Below are 14,412 nucleotides of genomic sequence, written 5' to 3'. Positions count from 1 at the left end.
CCTCGCTGTGTCTCGGCCCGCCGTCTCTCGCCCGCGGTCGCCCGTGCGGGAGTCCGGACCGCGCTCAGCCTCGCCGGCGCCGGGCCCCCGAGACGATCGAACCGACCACGAGCGTGAGACCCGCCGCGGCGAGCACGACGATCGTGGCCAGCCCGAGGTCGACCCGCGCGCCGAGCGCGGCGGCGAGGACCACGACGCCGAACGCGACGATGACGAAGCCCCACACGATCGTGGAGACGCGAGGGCCGCGCCGGACGGGCGGCGGGGGTTCGACGGGTGCGGCGGGCACGGTGGGCGCCGAGGACGTCCCCGAGAGGGACGGCCCCGCGGGCGGGACCGCGCCGGAGGTCGGGCCGGACGTCGTCGGGCCCCCGGGAGCGGCGAGCGGGTGCGCGGGGGCTGCCGGTCCAGGCACGTCCAGGACGGAGGTCTCCCCGTCCTGCGCCCGCGCGGCGGGCAGGGGCTCCGTGGGACGCGGGTCGGACACCGACCGCGCGGCGAGCGGCTCCGTGGCCGGAGGCTCGGTGGACAGCGGCACCGTCGGGTGGGCGTCCGCCTCCGCGTCCCGGGCCTGCGGGGTGTCGAACAGCTCGTCGCCGAGCGGCCGCGTGTCGTCGTCGCGGCGTGCTGAGTCGTTCATCAGTCCTCCTCGATCGTGATCTGGCCGGCGCCGACCTCGATCCGCAGCACGAGCAGCGGGTCGTCGCCGGACTGGACCTCGTCGTTGTCGAACGTGACCGGCTGCGTGCTGACGCCGCCGATCTCCTGCCGGTCACCGTCGACGTACCAGCGGGCGTTCCCCGCGAGCACCTGGACCTCCGCGCGCACCGGGACGCCGTCGGGCACGACGACGGTCGCGTCCCCGGCGCCGAGCTGGATCGGGACCTCGACGGGAGAGGTGCCGGACGCGTCGGACAGGTCGAGCCCGGAGAGGTCGATCGTCGGGTCGCCGAACGTCACGCCGAACCCCTCCTCGGCCACGTCCGGGTCGGTCACGCGGTGCGTGCCGTCCGTGACGGTCCGTACCGAGTCGTCCAGGAAGAACGTGAACGGGGCCGACCGCCAGGCGGACGCCGGGAGGGCGACGACCAGCAGGAGCACCGCGAGCCACCCGAGGCCGCCGCTCGTGCGCCCACGCAGGCCGCTCACGACGATCGCGAGGCCCGCGAGGATCCCGGACAGCCCCGCCCAGGTGAGGAACACGGGCCAGGGCAGCTCGCCCTGGCGCTCGACGACGAGGAGGAACGCGCCGAGCAGGAGGCTCAGGCCGACGACCACGCCCGTCGTGGTCGCCCCGGGACCCCGCGGTCGCGGGGGCTTCGGCGGCTGGGGGGCGCGCGGAGGCCTCGGGGGCTGCTGCGCGGACGGGTTCCGCGGTCCCTGGTGCGCCCGCTGCGGAACGGTGGGGGTCGCGCCGAGCGGTGCGCCCGGGGCGTACGGGGGAAGGGGCGCGGTGACGCCCGGCGCGGTCGAGGCGTACGGGCTCGCCTCGGCGGACCAGGGCACCCGGTCCTGGGGCCCCGACGGCGCGGTACCCGACGGCGTCCCGGGGGAGCCCCACGGGGCGTCGGTCGGCGTGGGGCCGCCACCGGCAGCGCCGGGACCGTGGCCCGGTGCGCCCGGACCGTAGCCAGGTCCACCGTGCCCGGTGGTCCCGGGACCACCGGCGCCGGGAGCGCCCGGGCCGCCCGGCCACGGGGGAGCCTGCGGCGTGCCCTGAGGTCCCCGGGGGCCGCGCTGCGTGAGCGCGGAGACCACGACGACCGCCACGGTGACGAACGCCGCGACCCAGAACAGGCCGGTCAGCCATCCGAGGTGGAGCGCGTCCCACCACGACCACCAGCCGCCGCCCCAGGAGAACCCGACGACGACGAACGCGGCCGCGCCGAGCAGCGCGACGTCCACGTTGCCGCGGAACGCCTCCTGGAGGTGGATGCGGCCGTCGCGGCGCTCCGGGAGCAGCGCCCACGCGGCGCCGTACAGGACGAGCCCGGCGCCCGAGAGGAAGAACGTCACGAACAGGAGCCCGCGCACGATGAGCGGGTCGATCCCGAACCGCTCGGCGACGCCGGACGCGACACCACCGATCCACCGGTCGTCCCCGCGGTAGATGCCCACGCGTCGGACGGCGTCGAAGAAGCCGTCGGTGCCGTTCGGGCGGGTCGCGCCGGGGGCCTGCTGCGGACCCTGCGGGGGGCCCTGCGGCGGACTCTGGCCGGGGTCGGTCGGGCCGGCGGGGCCGCCCCACGCGGGGCGGGGACCGCTCGCCCCGGGAGGGACGGTGCCCGGCGGTGCGCCGGACGTGTCGGCGGCGCCGCCGGAAGGCCCGGGCTGGGTGCCGGGTCCGGGAAGGTCGGGAGTGCTCATGACCACCATGCTGGCCTCGGCGCCGCGTCGCCGGTATCGGGTGCCACCCTGACCCGACCCTGAACCGGCCGCCGCGCGACCCTGGTTTCCCCGTCCGGGGACGCTCCGGGCGCCCGGGACGTGTGACGATCGGGGGGTGACGACTCCTGCCCGTCCCGGCCCGTGGCCCGGCGCACCGACCGGTGCCGGGTCCGGTTCCCGACCGCGCGACCTGCCGCTGCGCCGCCCCGAGCGCGGCCGATGGGTGGCCGGCGTGTGCGCGGGGCTCGCGGCGCACCTGGGCGTGAGCGTCGGGGTCGTGCGCCTCGTGATGGCGTTCCTCGGGCTCGCGGGCGGCGCCGGCGTCGCGCTCTACGTGTTCTGGTGGCTCACGGTGCCGTCCGGCGACCCGGCCGCGGCGCGCGACGAGCAGCGCCCGGCGTCGTTGTCGCGCCTCGCGCCGCGGCTCCAGGGCAGCGTGCGCCGGCTCCCCGTGCGCGACGTCGCGATCGGCGTGGTGCTGCTGGGCGGCGCCGCGCTGCTCGTGGCGCTGCGGACCGGCGTCGACGTCGAGGTCTCCTGGGTCATCCCCGTCCTCATCGCGCTCGCGGGCGCGGCGCTCGCGTGGAGCCAGCTCGACGCCGTCGAGCGCGGCCGGCTCCTCACCCGGGCCGGCGGCCGCACGCCGGCGGGCGTCCTGCGCATCGCGGGCGGGGTGGTGCTGGTGCTCGTGGGCATCGTCCTCCTCGTGGGGCAGGACGCGCGGCCCACGCAGATCGTGCGCGCGGCCGTCGCGGCGGTCGCGGTGCTCGCCGGCGTCGCGATCGTGCTCGCCCCGTGGTGGCTCAAGCTCGTGCGGGAGCTCGGGAACGAGCGCGCCGCGCGCGCCCGCGAGGCCGAGCGCGCCGACATCGCCGCGCACCTGCACGACTCGGTGCTCCAGACGCTCGCGCTCATCCGGGCGCGGTCGTCGGACGCCGACACCGTCGCGCGCCTGGCGCGCGCCCAGGAACGCGAGCTGCGCGAGTGGCTCTACGACGACCGACCCTCGCCCGGGACGTCGCTCGCCGCCGAGCTGCGGGGGCTCGTCGCGGAGGTCGAGGACGGGCGCGTGGGCCGGCGTGCGGAGCCCATCGGGGCGCCCGTCGGGTCGACCGGCGGCGGGGTGACCGGCGAGGCCGACCCCGGTCCGGTCGTCGTGGACGTCGTCGTGGTGGGGGACTGCACGCCCACCCAGGAGACCGCGGCGCTGCTCCAGGCGACGCGCGAGGCGCTCGTCAACGCCGTCGCGCACGGCGGGCCGCCCTACTCGGTCTACCTGGAGGTCAGCGACGCCGCCGTCGAGGTGTTCGTGCGCGACCGCGGGGACGGCTTCGACATGGAGGACGTCGCGCCCGACCGGTTCGGCGTGCGGGAGTCGATCCTCGGCCGGGTCCAGCGGCGCGGCGGCAAGGCCGAGATCATCAGCAGGCCGGGGTGGGGCACGGAGGTACGGTTGCGCGTGCCACGGGCCGTGACGGCAGAGCCCGAGCCCGCCCGCCCGCCGTCGGGCACCCCGTCGAGCGCCCCGTCGAACCAGGAGGACCCGTGACGACCATCCCCAGCACGCCCGCCGACGGCGTCCCTGCGACCGGCCCCGTCCCGGTGGTGCTCGTCGACGACCACCACATGTTCCGGGCGGGCGTGCGCGCGAGCCTCGACCCGGCGCTCGTCGCCGTGGTGGGGGAGGCGGACGACGTCGAGTCCGCGGTCGCGCGCGTGCACGAGCTGCGGCCCCCGGTCGTGCTGCTCGACGTGCACCTGCCCGGCGGGAACGGGGGCGGCGGCGCCGAGGTCATCCAGCGCTGCGCCGACCTGCTCGGCGACGTGCGGTTCCTCGCGCTGTCGGTGTCCGACGCGGCGGAGGACGTCGTCGCGGTCATCCGCGCCGGGGCGCGCGGGTACGTGACCAAGGCGATCTCCGGGCCGGACCTGTCGGCGGCCGTCGGGCAGGTCGCGGGCGGCGACGCGGTGTTCTCGCCGCGCCTCGCCGGGTTCGTGCTCGACGCGTTCGGCACGGGCGCGGGCGACGTCGCGGTGCGCGACGACGAGCTCGACCGGCTCTCGGCCCGCGAGCAGGAGGTCATGCGCCTCATCGCGCGCGGCTACACCTACCGCGAGGTCGCGTCCGAGCTGTTCATCTCGATCAAGACGGTCGAGACCCACGTCTCCGCGGTCCTGCGCAAGCTCCAGCTCTCGTCCCGCCACGAGCTCACCCGCTGGGCGGCCCAGCGCCGCCTCCTGTAGCCCCGAGGCGTTGTGGCATGAGATGGGCCCGGTTCTCGACCGAGAACCAGGCCCATCTCATGCCCAGCTTCAGGGGGTCGGTGGCCAGGCGGGGGAGAGGGTGACGACGTCGCCCACGACCGTGACCGCCGGGGGGCGGACGCCCGCCTCGCGGGCACGGTCGGCGATGGTCGCGAGCGTGCCGACCGTCGTCCGCTGGCGCGGGCCGTAGCCGTCCTCGACGACCGCGACGGGCGTCTGCGGCGAGCGGCCCTGCGCGACGAGCGCGGCCGCCGTCTCCGCGAGCCGCGAGACGCCCATGAGCAGGACGACCGTGTGGTCGCTCGCGGCGGGGACCTTGCCCACGTCCTCGTGCCCGGTGAGCACGGTGAACCCGCGCGACAGACCGCGGTGCGTCACCGGGATGCCCGCCGCGGCGGGCACGGAGACGGCGCTCGTCACGCCCGGCACGACCTCCACCGGGATGCCGTGCTCGCGGCACGCGTCGAGCTCCTCGCCGCCGCGCCCGAACACGTAGGGGTCGCCGCCCTTGAGCCGCACGACCCGCCGCCCGACGAGCGCGTGGTGCACGAGGATCCGGTTGATCTCCGCCTGCGGCACCGGGTGGTGGCCCGGCGTCTTGCCGACGTCCACGACCTCGACGTCGTCGCCGAGCTCGGCGAGCAGGCCGCGCGGCCCGAGCCGGTCGACCACGACGACGTCCGCCTCCGCGAGGAGGCGGCGTCCCCGCACGGAGATCAGCCCGGCGTCGCCGGGGCCGCCCCCGACGAGCGCGACGCTCCCGAGCGGCCGCACGAGCGGTCCAGAGACGGCGCCGGCGAGGTGGGCGTCGTCGTCGGCCGCGGGCCGTGCACGTTCCGGGCGCACGGCCCGGAGCGGGAGCTCTCCCGCCTCGAGCAGCGCGGCGACGGCGTCGCGCACCCGCTGGGCGCGGCGCGGGTCCCGGCCCGCGTTGACCGACACCGTGACCTCTGCGGCCGGGCCGCGCGCGATGTCGCGAGCCGCCTCGTCCGGGACCGCGCTCGGGACGCGCGTGCGCGCCACGGCGGGCACCCACGCGGTCGCGAGGTCCGCGTCGCCCGCGGCGACGCAGAAGACCCGGTCGGACTCGGCATCGGCGGCGACCTCGGCGTCCACGTGGGGGTCGCCGGTCGCGGTGTGGACGAGCCACGCGCCGTCGAGGTCCCCCGTGAGGTAGTCGCGCCGCACCCACGACAGCCGCGCGCCGCGGTCCCGGGGCGCGCCCGCGTGACCGTGGGCGCCCCCCGCGTCCTCGGTCCCGTGGACCGCGAGCAGCTCCGCGAGGTCCTCGCACACGAACGGCGCGACGACCGACACGACGGCGCCCGCGTCGAGGAGGCCGCGCGCGCGCCGTGCCGCGACGGGACCGCCGCCGACGACGACGGTCCGGCGGCCGTCGAGACGCAGGCCCAGGGGGTACGTCTCGTGCTCGGGTGCGGTCACGGGTTCCAGCCTAGATCGCGTACGAGCCGGGCCGGGACGCCGGACGGCGGGCGGCGGCGAGCGCGTCGCCGACCATGCCGGCAGCGAGCGTGCCGCCGTCCTGGCCGTCGACGAGCAGGAACGCGCCCGTCCGCCGGGCCACGACGTACTCCTCGGCGGCGACCGGGGACGCGAGCCGCAGCGTCACGCGGCCGATGTCGTTGAGGTCGAGGCGCTCGGCGGGCTCGAGCTCGGCGGTGTCGAGGTCGAGCCGCCCGACGACGTCGCGCACGACGGCCTGCACCGTGCGGGTCGTGTGCTTGAGCAGCACGCGCGCACCGGGCAGGAGCGGGCGGTCGCTGAGCCACGCGACGGTGCCCTCGACGTCCTGCGTGACCTCGGGCGCCTCCGCCGCGGAGGCGATGAGGTCGCCGCGCGCGACGTCCACGTCGTCGGCGAGGCGGATCGTCACGGACTGCGGCGCGAACGCCTCCGTGAGCTCCTCGCCGGACGCGAGGGAGTCTGCCGTGTCGATCCCGACGACGGTCGTGCGGCGACCGGACGGCAGCACCACGACCTCGTCCCCGACCGTCACGACGCCCGACGCCACCTGGCCGGCGTACCCGCGGTAGTCGCGGTAGCGCTCGTCGGCCGCGGCCTGCGGGCGGATGACGACCTGGACGGGGAAGCGGAACGCCTCGGTCTCCGGGTCGTCGCCGGTCGGGAGCTCCTCGAGCAGCTCGAGCAGGCTCGGGCCGTCGTACCAGGGCGTGTTCGCGCTCGCCCGGTCCACCACGTTGTCGCCCACGAGCGCGGACACGGGGATGGTGTGGACGTCGCCGACGCCGAGCGACGTCGCGGCCGCGCGGATGTCCGCCGCGAGCTCCTCGTACCGGGCCTCGCTGTAGTCGACGAGGTCGATCTTGTTGACCGCGACGACGACGTGGGGCACCCGCAGGAGGCTCGCGACCGCGAGGTGGCGGCGCGTCTGCTCGAGCAGGCCCTTGCGCGCGTCGATGAGCAGCACGACGACGTCCGCGGTCGACGCGCCCGTGACGGTGTTGCGCGTGTACTGCACGTGCCCGGGGCAGTCGGCGAGGATGAACGACCGGCGCGCGGTCGCGAAGTACCGGTATGCCACGTCGATGGTGATGCCCTGCTCGCGCTCGGCGCGCAGGCCGTCGGTGAGCAGCGCGAGGTCGGCCGACTCGAGCCCGCGGTCGCGCGAGACGCGCTCGACCGCGTCGAGCTGGTCGGCGAGCACGGACTTCGAGTCGAAGAGCAGGCGGCCCACGAGCGTGGACTTGCCGTCGTCGACGGACCCCGCCGTCGCGAGGCGCAGCAGCGTGCCGCGGCGCGCGTCGTCGAGCGGCGGCGCCGCGTCCTCGGTGACGGTGCCGGTGCTGGTCTGGGTGCCCATCAGAAGTACCCCTCCTTCTTGCGGTCCTCCATGGCGGCCTCGGAGAGGCGGTCGTCGGCGCGGGTCGCGCCGCGCTCGGTGATGCGCGTCGCCGCGACCTCCGCGATGACGTCGTCGACGCCCGTCGCGTCCGAGCGCACGGCGCCGGTGCACGACATGTCGCCGACGGTCCGGTACCGCACCGTCTCGGTGCGCAGGGACGCCGTCTCGGCGTCGGTGCGGGGCTCCGAGTACGGCCCGACGGCGAGCAGCATCCCGTCGCGGTCGAACACCTCGCGCTCGTGCGCGTAGTAGAGCTCGGGAAGCTCGATCCGCTCGCGCGCGATGTAGCGCCACACGTCGAGCTCGGTCCAGTTCGACAGCGGGAACACGCGCACGTGCTCGCCCGGGCGGTGGCGCCCGTTGTAGAGGTTCCACAGCTCCGGGCGCTGGTTGCGCGGGTCCCACTGGCCGAACTCGTCGCGCAGCGAGAACACGCGCTCCTTGGCGCGCGCCTTCTCCTCGTCGCGACGGCCGCCGCCGAACACGGCGTCGAACCGGTGGCCGGAGATCGCGTCGAGCAGCGGCTGCGTCTGGAGGGGGTTGCGCGTGCCGTCGGCGCGCTCGCGCAGGCGGCCGTCGTCGAGGTAGTCCTGCACGCTCGCGACCTCGAGCCGCAGGCCGAGGCGCTGCGCGGTCGCGTCGCGGTAGGCGAGCACCTCGGGGAAGTTGTGGCCGGTGTCCACGTGGAGCACGGGGAACGGCACCGGGCCGGGCGCGAACGCCTTGACCGCGAGGTGCAGCATCACCACGGAGTCCTTGCCGCCGCTGAACAGCAGCACGGGCCGCTCGAACTCGGCGACGACCTCGCGGATGATGTGGATGCCCTCGCTCTCCAGAGCGTCGAGCTGCGCGAGGCGGCGCCCGCCCGGCAGCGCCGTGGCGGGGACCGGTGCAGCCTCTGCGGAGGCGCCGGCAAGAGCACCGGCGGGGGAGCCCGGTGCGTCGGTCGTCAGGTCGATGGTCGTCATGCCCGTCCTCATACGTGGAGTCCGCACTCTGTCTTGTCGAGCCCCGCCCAGCGGCCGGCCCTCGGGTCCTCGCCCGGCGCGACGCGCCGGGTGCACGGCTGGCAGCCGATCGACGGGTAGCCGTCGTTCAGCAGGGGGTTGAGGATCACCTGGTGCCGTGCGGCGTACGCGAGCAGGTCGTCGAACGACCAGGCCGCGAGCGGGTTGATCTTCACGAGCCCGTTCTTCTCGTCGAAGGTCACGAGCGGGGTGCTCGTCCGGGTCGGCGCCTCGTCGCGGCGCACGCCCGTGACCCACACCTCGTAGCCCGCGAGCGTGCGGTGCAGCGGCTCGACCTTGCGCATCTGGCAGCACAGCGCCGGGTCGCGACCGAACAGGTCCTTGCCGTGCGCCGCGTCCTGCTGGGCGACGGTGAGCTCGGGCCGGACGTCGACGACCGTCACGTCCATCTGCTGCTCGACGGCGTCGCGCGTCCCGACCGTCTCGGCGAAGTGGTAGCCCGTGTCGAGGAACAGCACGTCGACCCAGGGAATCTGCGCCGCCACGACGTGGGGGAGCACGGCGTCGGCCATAGAGCACGCGACCGCGACGGACGTCCCGAACTCGCGCGCCGCCCAGGCGATGACCTCCTCGGCCGTCGCCTCCGGGCGGGTGGCCCCCTCGACGCCGGGCGTGCCGGCGCCGTGCAGCAGCTCCGCGCCGCGCCGCGCGATCTCGCGCAGCTCGTCGAGGGACCGCTTCTCGCGGCCCTGCTCGACCTGCCGGGCGCGCTCCGCGTGGTGCGCCGCCTTCGCGCTCTCGCGCTGCTCGGCCTTCGCCCTCGCCGCGGCGCGCAGCGCGGCCAGCGGGTCGGTGGTGCCCGACGGCGGTGTGCCGGCGGTGGTGGTCGTCACGCCCTGGTCCTCGCTCACTGGAGCGCCTCCTCGTCGGCTCGGTGCGCCCACTCGGCGAAGGTCTCGGTCCCGTCCTTGTCGGCCTCGTACCGCCGGACGACGCGCTCGACGTAGTCGGGCAGGTCGGTCGCGGTGACCTTGAGGCCGCGCACGGTGCGGCCCATGCCGGCGACCTCGCGGTCGTCGGACGCCAGGCCGCCGCCCAGGTGGACCTGGAAGCCCGGGACCTGCTCGCCGTCGTCGTCCATCACGAGCTGACCCTTGAGCCCGATGTCCGCCGTCTGGATGCGTGCGCACGAGTTGGGGCACCCGTTGACGTGCAGCGAGAGCGGCTTCATGTGCGACAGGTCGCCGAGCCGCTTCTCGAGCTCGTCGATCGTGGCGGTCGCGGTGTCCTTGGTGTCGACGATGGCGAGCTTGCAGTACTCGATGCCCGTGCAGGCGATCGTGCTGCGGCGGAACGGGCTCGGGTTGGCGTCGAGCCCGTTGGCCTTGAGCGTCGAGACGACGTGCTCGACCTGCTCGTCCGGCACGTCGAGCACGAGGAGCTTCTGGTGGGGCGTGAGGCGCACGCGGTGCGAGCCGACCGACTCGGCGAGGTCGGCGACGTTCGCCAGGATCGTCCCGGACACGCGGCCGACGTACGGCGCCGCACCGACGTAGTTGAGCCCGTCCTTCTGCTTGTGCACGCCCACGTGGTCGCCGGGCACGGGCGGCTTGGGGGCGGGCGGGCCGTCCGGCAGCGCGTACCCGAGGTACTCGGTCTCGAGGACCTCGCGGAACTTCTCGGGCCCCCAGTCGGCGAGGAGGAACTTGAGGCGCGCCTTGTTGCGCAGCCGGCGGTAGCCGTAGTCGCGGAAGATCTGCACGACGCCGTGCCAGACGTCGGGCACCTGCTCCTCGGTGACGAACGCCCCGAGGCGCTCGCCGAGGCGCGGGTTCGCGGACAGCCCGCCGCCCACCCACAGGTCGAACCCGATGCCGAGCTCGGGGTGGCGGTGCGCCACGAACGCGACGTCGTTGATCTCGTGCACGACGTCCTGGCTCGGGTGCCCGGTGAGCGCGGTCTTGAACTTGCGCGGGAGGTTCGCGAGCTCGGGGACGCCGATGTACTTCTCGGTGATCCCCGCGACGGCCGGACCGATGTCGATGAGCTCGTCGGCGGCGATCCCCGCGACGGGGCTGCCGAGCACGACGCGCGGGACGTCGCCGCACGCCTCCGTGGTCTGGAGGCCGACGGCCTCCAGGCGGCGCCAGATCTCCGGGACGTTCTCGACCTCGACCCAGTGGAGCTGGATGTTCTGACGGTCGGTGATGTCGGCGCTGTCGCGGCCGAAGTCCTTCGAGATGTCCGCGATCACGCGGAGCTGCTCGGTCGTCAGGGCGCCGCCGTCGATGCGGACCCGGAGCATGAAGTACCGGTCCTCGAGCTCGTGCGGCTCGAGCGTGGCCGTCTTGCCGCCGTCGATCCCGGGCTTGCGCTGGGTGTACAGGCCCCACCAGCGGAACCGCCCGTGCAGGTCGTCGCCGGTGATGGAGTCGAAGCCCTCCCGCGCGTAGATCGTCTCGATCCGCTCGCGGACGGACAGCCCACCGTCCTCCTGCTTCCACTTCTCGTTGCCGTTGAGCGGCTCGGTGCCGTCGACCTTCCACTGCCCGTTCGGCCGGGCGGCGCGCGCCGGGCGGGCCGGCCGCTCACCGGTGCGGGCCGGGCGCTCAGGTCGGGCCGGGGTGGCGTCCGGCACCGTCGTGACCTGCGTCATCGGTGTTCCTCGTGTCCTCGTTCGGGGGCGGGGACGCGCGACGGCGAGCGCTCAGCGAGGGTGCGAGTGGCTGAGGACCGACGGCGCGCGCCGGTTCTCAGGGGTTCTCGGAGAGAGAGGCGAGCCGTGGCTCGCGCTGAGTCGGGCGCGGTTCAGCGACAACAGCTGAGACACGTGTGCGCGCACGCCGGCATCCCGTGACGCGAGGTCACGAGGAGGGTGCGGGCTGCCGTGGTCATGCCCTGAACGATAGCGGGGGTCCAGCGGCGTGGACAGCCCCGGTCCGCATGGTGGGAAACCGGAAATAGTAGACCGTTCTAGTCTGGTTTGTCGAGCCCTTGCCGCTCGCTATGGCCCGGGCGCGGTGCGCACCGCGCGCGACCTGGACGCATCTCACTTTGTGCAAACTTTCACGACAGGGTCGTCAGCAAATAGGATGGCGCCATGGAGTTCCTCTACAACGTCTTCGTCGCGCTGCACTTCATCGGGTGGGCCATCGTCCTCGGCGGCTACCTCGCGTCCCTGCGTTCGCCGGGCCTGTACAAGGGCGTCTTCCACGGCGCGCTCACCGCGCTCGTCGCGGGGATCGCCATGGTCGGCATCGGCGAGGCGTCCGTCTGGGAGACCTGGACGAATGGCGGGCCGGACATGGCCAAGATCGGCGTCAAGCTGGTCGTCGCGCTCGTCATCGCCGTGCTGGCGTTCGTCGCCAAGCGCCAGGGGGCCAAGGCGGCCGACGGCGCCGTCGCACCGGGTGTCAAGCACGCCATCGGTGGCCTGACCCTCGTGAACATCCTCGTCGCGGTCTTCTGGAACTGACCGCAGCGACCCGGCCGGGGCCCGTCGACGGATCGTCCGTCGGCGGGCCTTCGTCGTCACCGGGGCATTGACGAGCAACTATGTGCATGGTCCACTAGTCGCATGGTCCTTCGATATCTCGTCCTCGGGCTCCTCACGGTCCGGCCCATGACGGGCTACGACCTCAAGCGCGCGTTCGACTCCTCCGTGCGCCACTTCTGGGCGGCCGACCGGTCGCAGCTCTACCGCACCCTTGCCGCGATCGTGGAGGCGGGGCTGGCCGAGGTCGAGGTCGTGCCCCAGGAGAGCTACCCCGACCGGAAGGTCCACACGATCACCGACGCCGGCCGCGCGGCGCTGCGCGGCTGGCTCGCCTCGCCGCTCGCGCCCGAGGACTCGCGCGAGCCCTTCCTCGGCCGGCTGTTCTTCGCCGACCAGCTCGACGACGACGGCGTCGCGGGGCTCCTCGCGGCCCGACGCGCGCTGGCCGAGGAGACGGTCGCGACGCTCACCGCCGAGGAGGAGCGGGTCGCGGCGGTCCTCGCGGGCGGCGGCCCCGACGCGGACCGCGTCCGGGGCACCCGCGGCCTCGCCCTGCGCCTCGCGACGCTCCGCCACGGGCTCGCGCACGCCCGCACCGAGCTCGCGTGGCTCGACGAGACCGAGCGGGAGGTGCTCGCGTGACCGCGCCGGACGTCGTCGTGCACCACCCCGCCACCCGCCCTGGCGCGCCGGGCACGGGTGCCGTCTCCGTCGTCCTGCTGCACGGGGGCAACGTGGCGTCGTGGATGTGGGAGCCGCAGGTCGAGGCGCTGGACGACCTCGACGTGTGGACGCCCGACCTGCTCGGCTTCGGGAGCCGGGGGGACCAGGTCCCGGCGTCGCTCGACGCGGTCGTCGACGACGTCGCCGCGACGGTCTCCGCGTTCCCCGCCGGGCGGGAGGTGCACGTCGTCGGGCTGTCGTTCGGCGGGATCGTCGCGCTGCGCCTCGCCGCGCAGCACCCGGGACTCGTGCGCTCCGTCCTCGCGTCCGGTGCGGTGGTCGACGGCGTGCCTGGCCTCGCCGGCGCGTTCGGCCGCGCGCAGCTCCGGGTCTGGGACCGGCCCTGGTACTGGCGCAGTCAGGCCGTCGCCATGGGCGTCCCCGCGGACGCGCGCGACCTGTTCGTGCGCTCGGGGCTCGCGATCCGCCGCGAGACCATGGCGCGGCTGCTGCCCGACGTCTACGGCGGGCGCTGGCCCGACGGCCTCGCGGAGTCGGGAGCCCGCGTGCTCGCGGTCGCGGGCGGCCGGGACCTGCGTGCCGCCCGGGGCGCCCTGGCGACGATCGGGCGCCGCGTGCCCGACGCAGTCGTCCGCCTGGCGCCCGGGATGCACCATCAGTGGAGCGCGGAGGACCCGGACCTGTTCAGCGCGATGATCCGGTCCTGGGTGGTCGACGGCGTCGCGCACCCGCGACTGGTGCCTCCCCCGAGGCGTGCGTAGCGCGCCCGACGTGCGAGGGTTTCCCCCGTGAACGTCGGTGGAGAGGTCCTCGTCGGACTGGCGATCCTGGTCGGCCTGATCGGGATCGTCGTGCAGGTCCTGCCCGGGAACGTGCTCGTGCTCGGCGCGATCCTCGTGTGGGCGATCGTCACGGGCGGCACCGCGGCGTGGGTCGTCTTCGCCGTCGCCGCGGTCCTCGTGGTCGCCGCCGAGGTGTCGCAGTACGTCCTCGCCGGCCGCCACATGCGCCGGGCGGACGTCCCCTGGTCGACCCTCGTCTGGGGCGGGATCGCGGGCGTCGTCGGGTTCTTCGTCATCCCGGTGATCGGGCTCTTCATCGGCTTCGTGCTCGCCGTGTTCGTCGCGGAGCTCCTGCGCCGCCGGGACCGCCGCGCCGCGTGGCGCGCGACCGTCGCCGCGATGCAGGCCACGGGCATCACGATCCTGGTCCAGCTCCTGGGGGGCCTCCTCGCGGCGGCGACGTGGGGCGTGGGGCTCGCGATCACCTGACGTGCGTCAGCCGGGGATCTCCATCACATAGAGCGTGTTCCCGTCGACGTCGCGCAGCGAGAACATCGGCGGGACGCCCTCCCAGCGCAGGAGGTCTCCGGTGCTCGCGCCGGCGTCGGTGAGCGCCGCGTGGTCGGCGGCCGCGTCGGAGGTCGTGAGGCGGATGCCGGTGTCGACGCCCGCGGGGAGTCCGTCTCCTGTTGCGACCAGCGCGACGGACGTCGCCGACCCCGGGGGCGCGACCTCGATCCAGCGGAACCCCTCCTGGAGCTCGCCGTCCATGCGGACCTCGAAGCCGAGCGTCCCGGTGTAGTAGGCGAGCGCGCGGTCCTGGTCGGTGACCGGGATCGCGACGGTGTGCACGCCCGTGAGGTGGGTCGTCGCCATGGTGACTCCTTCGTGGTGCGGCAGGTGCTGCGGACGAACGGGGAGACCGTCGCGGGCGACAGGACTCAT

The 14,412-nt window shown here is 75.0% G+C and carries 14 protein-coding genes; 6 read left to right on the top strand and 8 right to left on the bottom strand.

From position 1 onward, the window contains the following. Window positions 1–64: 64 nt before the first annotated feature. Together A0J59_RS05020 and A0J59_RS22525 are read right to left on the bottom strand one after the other, a co-directional pair. Window positions 65–640, bottom strand: coding sequence for a hypothetical protein (locus A0J59_RS05020; protein WP_053369659.1), 576 nt, complete (start codon window positions 638–640; stop codon window positions 65–67). Further along, entirely contained in the window at window positions 640–2,367 is a 1,728-nt protein-coding gene (locus A0J59_RS22525) for a PspC domain-containing protein (RefSeq protein WP_156532804.1), read from the bottom strand. The genes A0J59_RS05020 and A0J59_RS22525 overlap by 1 nt, the downstream gene beginning before the upstream one ends. A 136-nt stretch (window positions 2,368–2,503) precedes the next feature. Here A0J59_RS22525 and A0J59_RS05010 point away from each other — a divergent pair, with 136 nt between their 5' ends. Continuing rightward, window positions 2,504–3,937, top strand: a complete 1,434-nt coding sequence (locus tag A0J59_RS05010; protein WP_082918752.1) for an ATP-binding protein — start codon at window positions 2,504–2,506, stop codon at window positions 3,935–3,937. 77 nt (window positions 3,938–4,014) lie between these two features. Further along, window positions 4,015–4,632, top strand: a complete 618-nt coding sequence (locus A0J59_RS05005) for a response regulator transcription factor (RefSeq protein ID WP_156186385.1) — start codon at window positions 4,015–4,017, stop codon at window positions 4,630–4,632. Between the two features lie 69 nt (window positions 4,633–4,701). On the opposite strand, the gene cobA is transcribed toward A0J59_RS05005, so the two are convergent. From cobA to A0J59_RS04980, 5 genes are all read right to left on the bottom strand, one after another. After that, window positions 4,702–6,096 carry a uroporphyrinogen-III C-methyltransferase gene (gene cobA, locus A0J59_RS05000; protein WP_064315412.1) on the bottom strand — a complete coding sequence of 465 codons (1,395 nt, stop codon included), beginning with the start codon at window positions 6,094–6,096 and terminating at the stop codon, window positions 4,702–4,704. A 10-nt stretch (window positions 6,097–6,106) separates the two neighbouring features. Further along, complete coding sequence (locus A0J59_RS04995) at window positions 6,107–7,495, bottom strand: sulfate adenylyltransferase subunit 1 (protein ID WP_047233073.1); 1,389 nt, start codon at window positions 7,493–7,495, stop codon at window positions 6,107–6,109. Then, on the bottom strand, window positions 7,495–8,505 hold the full coding sequence (gene cysD / locus A0J59_RS04990) for a sulfate adenylyltransferase subunit CysD (protein ID WP_082141245.1): 1,011 nt from the start codon (window positions 8,503–8,505) through the stop codon (window positions 7,495–7,497). The genes A0J59_RS04995 and cysD overlap by 1 nt, the downstream gene beginning before the upstream one ends. Before the next feature lie 8 nt (window positions 8,506–8,513). Then, on the bottom strand, window positions 8,514–9,197 hold the full coding sequence (locus tag A0J59_RS04985; RefSeq protein WP_255365010.1) for a phosphoadenylyl-sulfate reductase: 684 nt from the start codon (window positions 9,195–9,197) through the stop codon (window positions 8,514–8,516). 215 nt (window positions 9,198–9,412) lie between these two features. Further along, window positions 9,413–11,161, bottom strand: coding sequence for a nitrite/sulfite reductase (locus A0J59_RS04980; RefSeq protein ID WP_047233074.1), 1,749 nt, complete (start codon window positions 11,159–11,161; stop codon window positions 9,413–9,415). A 444-nt stretch (window positions 11,162–11,605) separates the two neighbouring features. Between A0J59_RS04980 and A0J59_RS04975 the strand changes: the two genes are divergently transcribed. The 4 genes from A0J59_RS04975 to A0J59_RS04960 all read left to right on the top strand — a co-directional run bounded on the left by A0J59_RS04975 (window position 11,606) and on the right by A0J59_RS04960 (window position 13,956). Then, window positions 11,606–11,980 (top strand): hypothetical protein, encoded by a 375-nt coding sequence (locus A0J59_RS04975; RefSeq protein ID WP_064315411.1) that lies wholly within the window; start codon window positions 11,606–11,608, stop codon window positions 11,978–11,980. Window positions 11,981–12,082: 102 nt separating this feature from the next. Next, window positions 12,083–12,643 (top strand): PadR family transcriptional regulator, encoded by a 561-nt coding sequence (locus A0J59_RS04970; RefSeq protein ID WP_047233076.1) that lies wholly within the window; start codon window positions 12,083–12,085, stop codon window positions 12,641–12,643. After that, window positions 12,640–13,446, top strand: coding sequence for an alpha/beta fold hydrolase (locus tag A0J59_RS04965; protein ID WP_082918751.1), 807 nt, complete (start codon window positions 12,640–12,642; stop codon window positions 13,444–13,446). Before A0J59_RS04970 ends, A0J59_RS04965 begins: the two co-directional genes overlap by 4 nt. A gap of 27 nt (window positions 13,447–13,473) precedes the next feature. Further along, the gene (locus A0J59_RS04960) at window positions 13,474–13,956 is read left to right on the top strand and encodes a DUF456 domain-containing protein (RefSeq protein ID WP_064315410.1); all 483 of its coding nucleotides are present in this window, start codon (window positions 13,474–13,476) and stop codon (window positions 13,954–13,956) included. A 6-nt stretch (window positions 13,957–13,962) separates the two neighbouring features. On the opposite strand, the gene A0J59_RS04955 is transcribed toward A0J59_RS04960, so the two are convergent. Next, entirely contained in the window at window positions 13,963–14,343 is a 381-nt protein-coding gene (locus A0J59_RS04955) for a VOC family protein (RefSeq protein ID WP_064315409.1), read from the bottom strand. Window positions 14,344–14,412 lie beyond the last annotated feature (69 nt).

The sequence above is a fragment of the Cellulosimicrobium sp. I38E genome (assembly GCF_001647255.1).
In the GTDB taxonomy this organism is placed as follows: Bacteria; Actinomycetota; Actinomycetes; order Actinomycetales; family Cellulomonadaceae; genus Cellulosimicrobium; species Cellulosimicrobium cellulans_E.
Note: the sequence above shows the minus strand (reverse complement) of the source record. Positions and strands in the feature narration are given on the sequence as shown.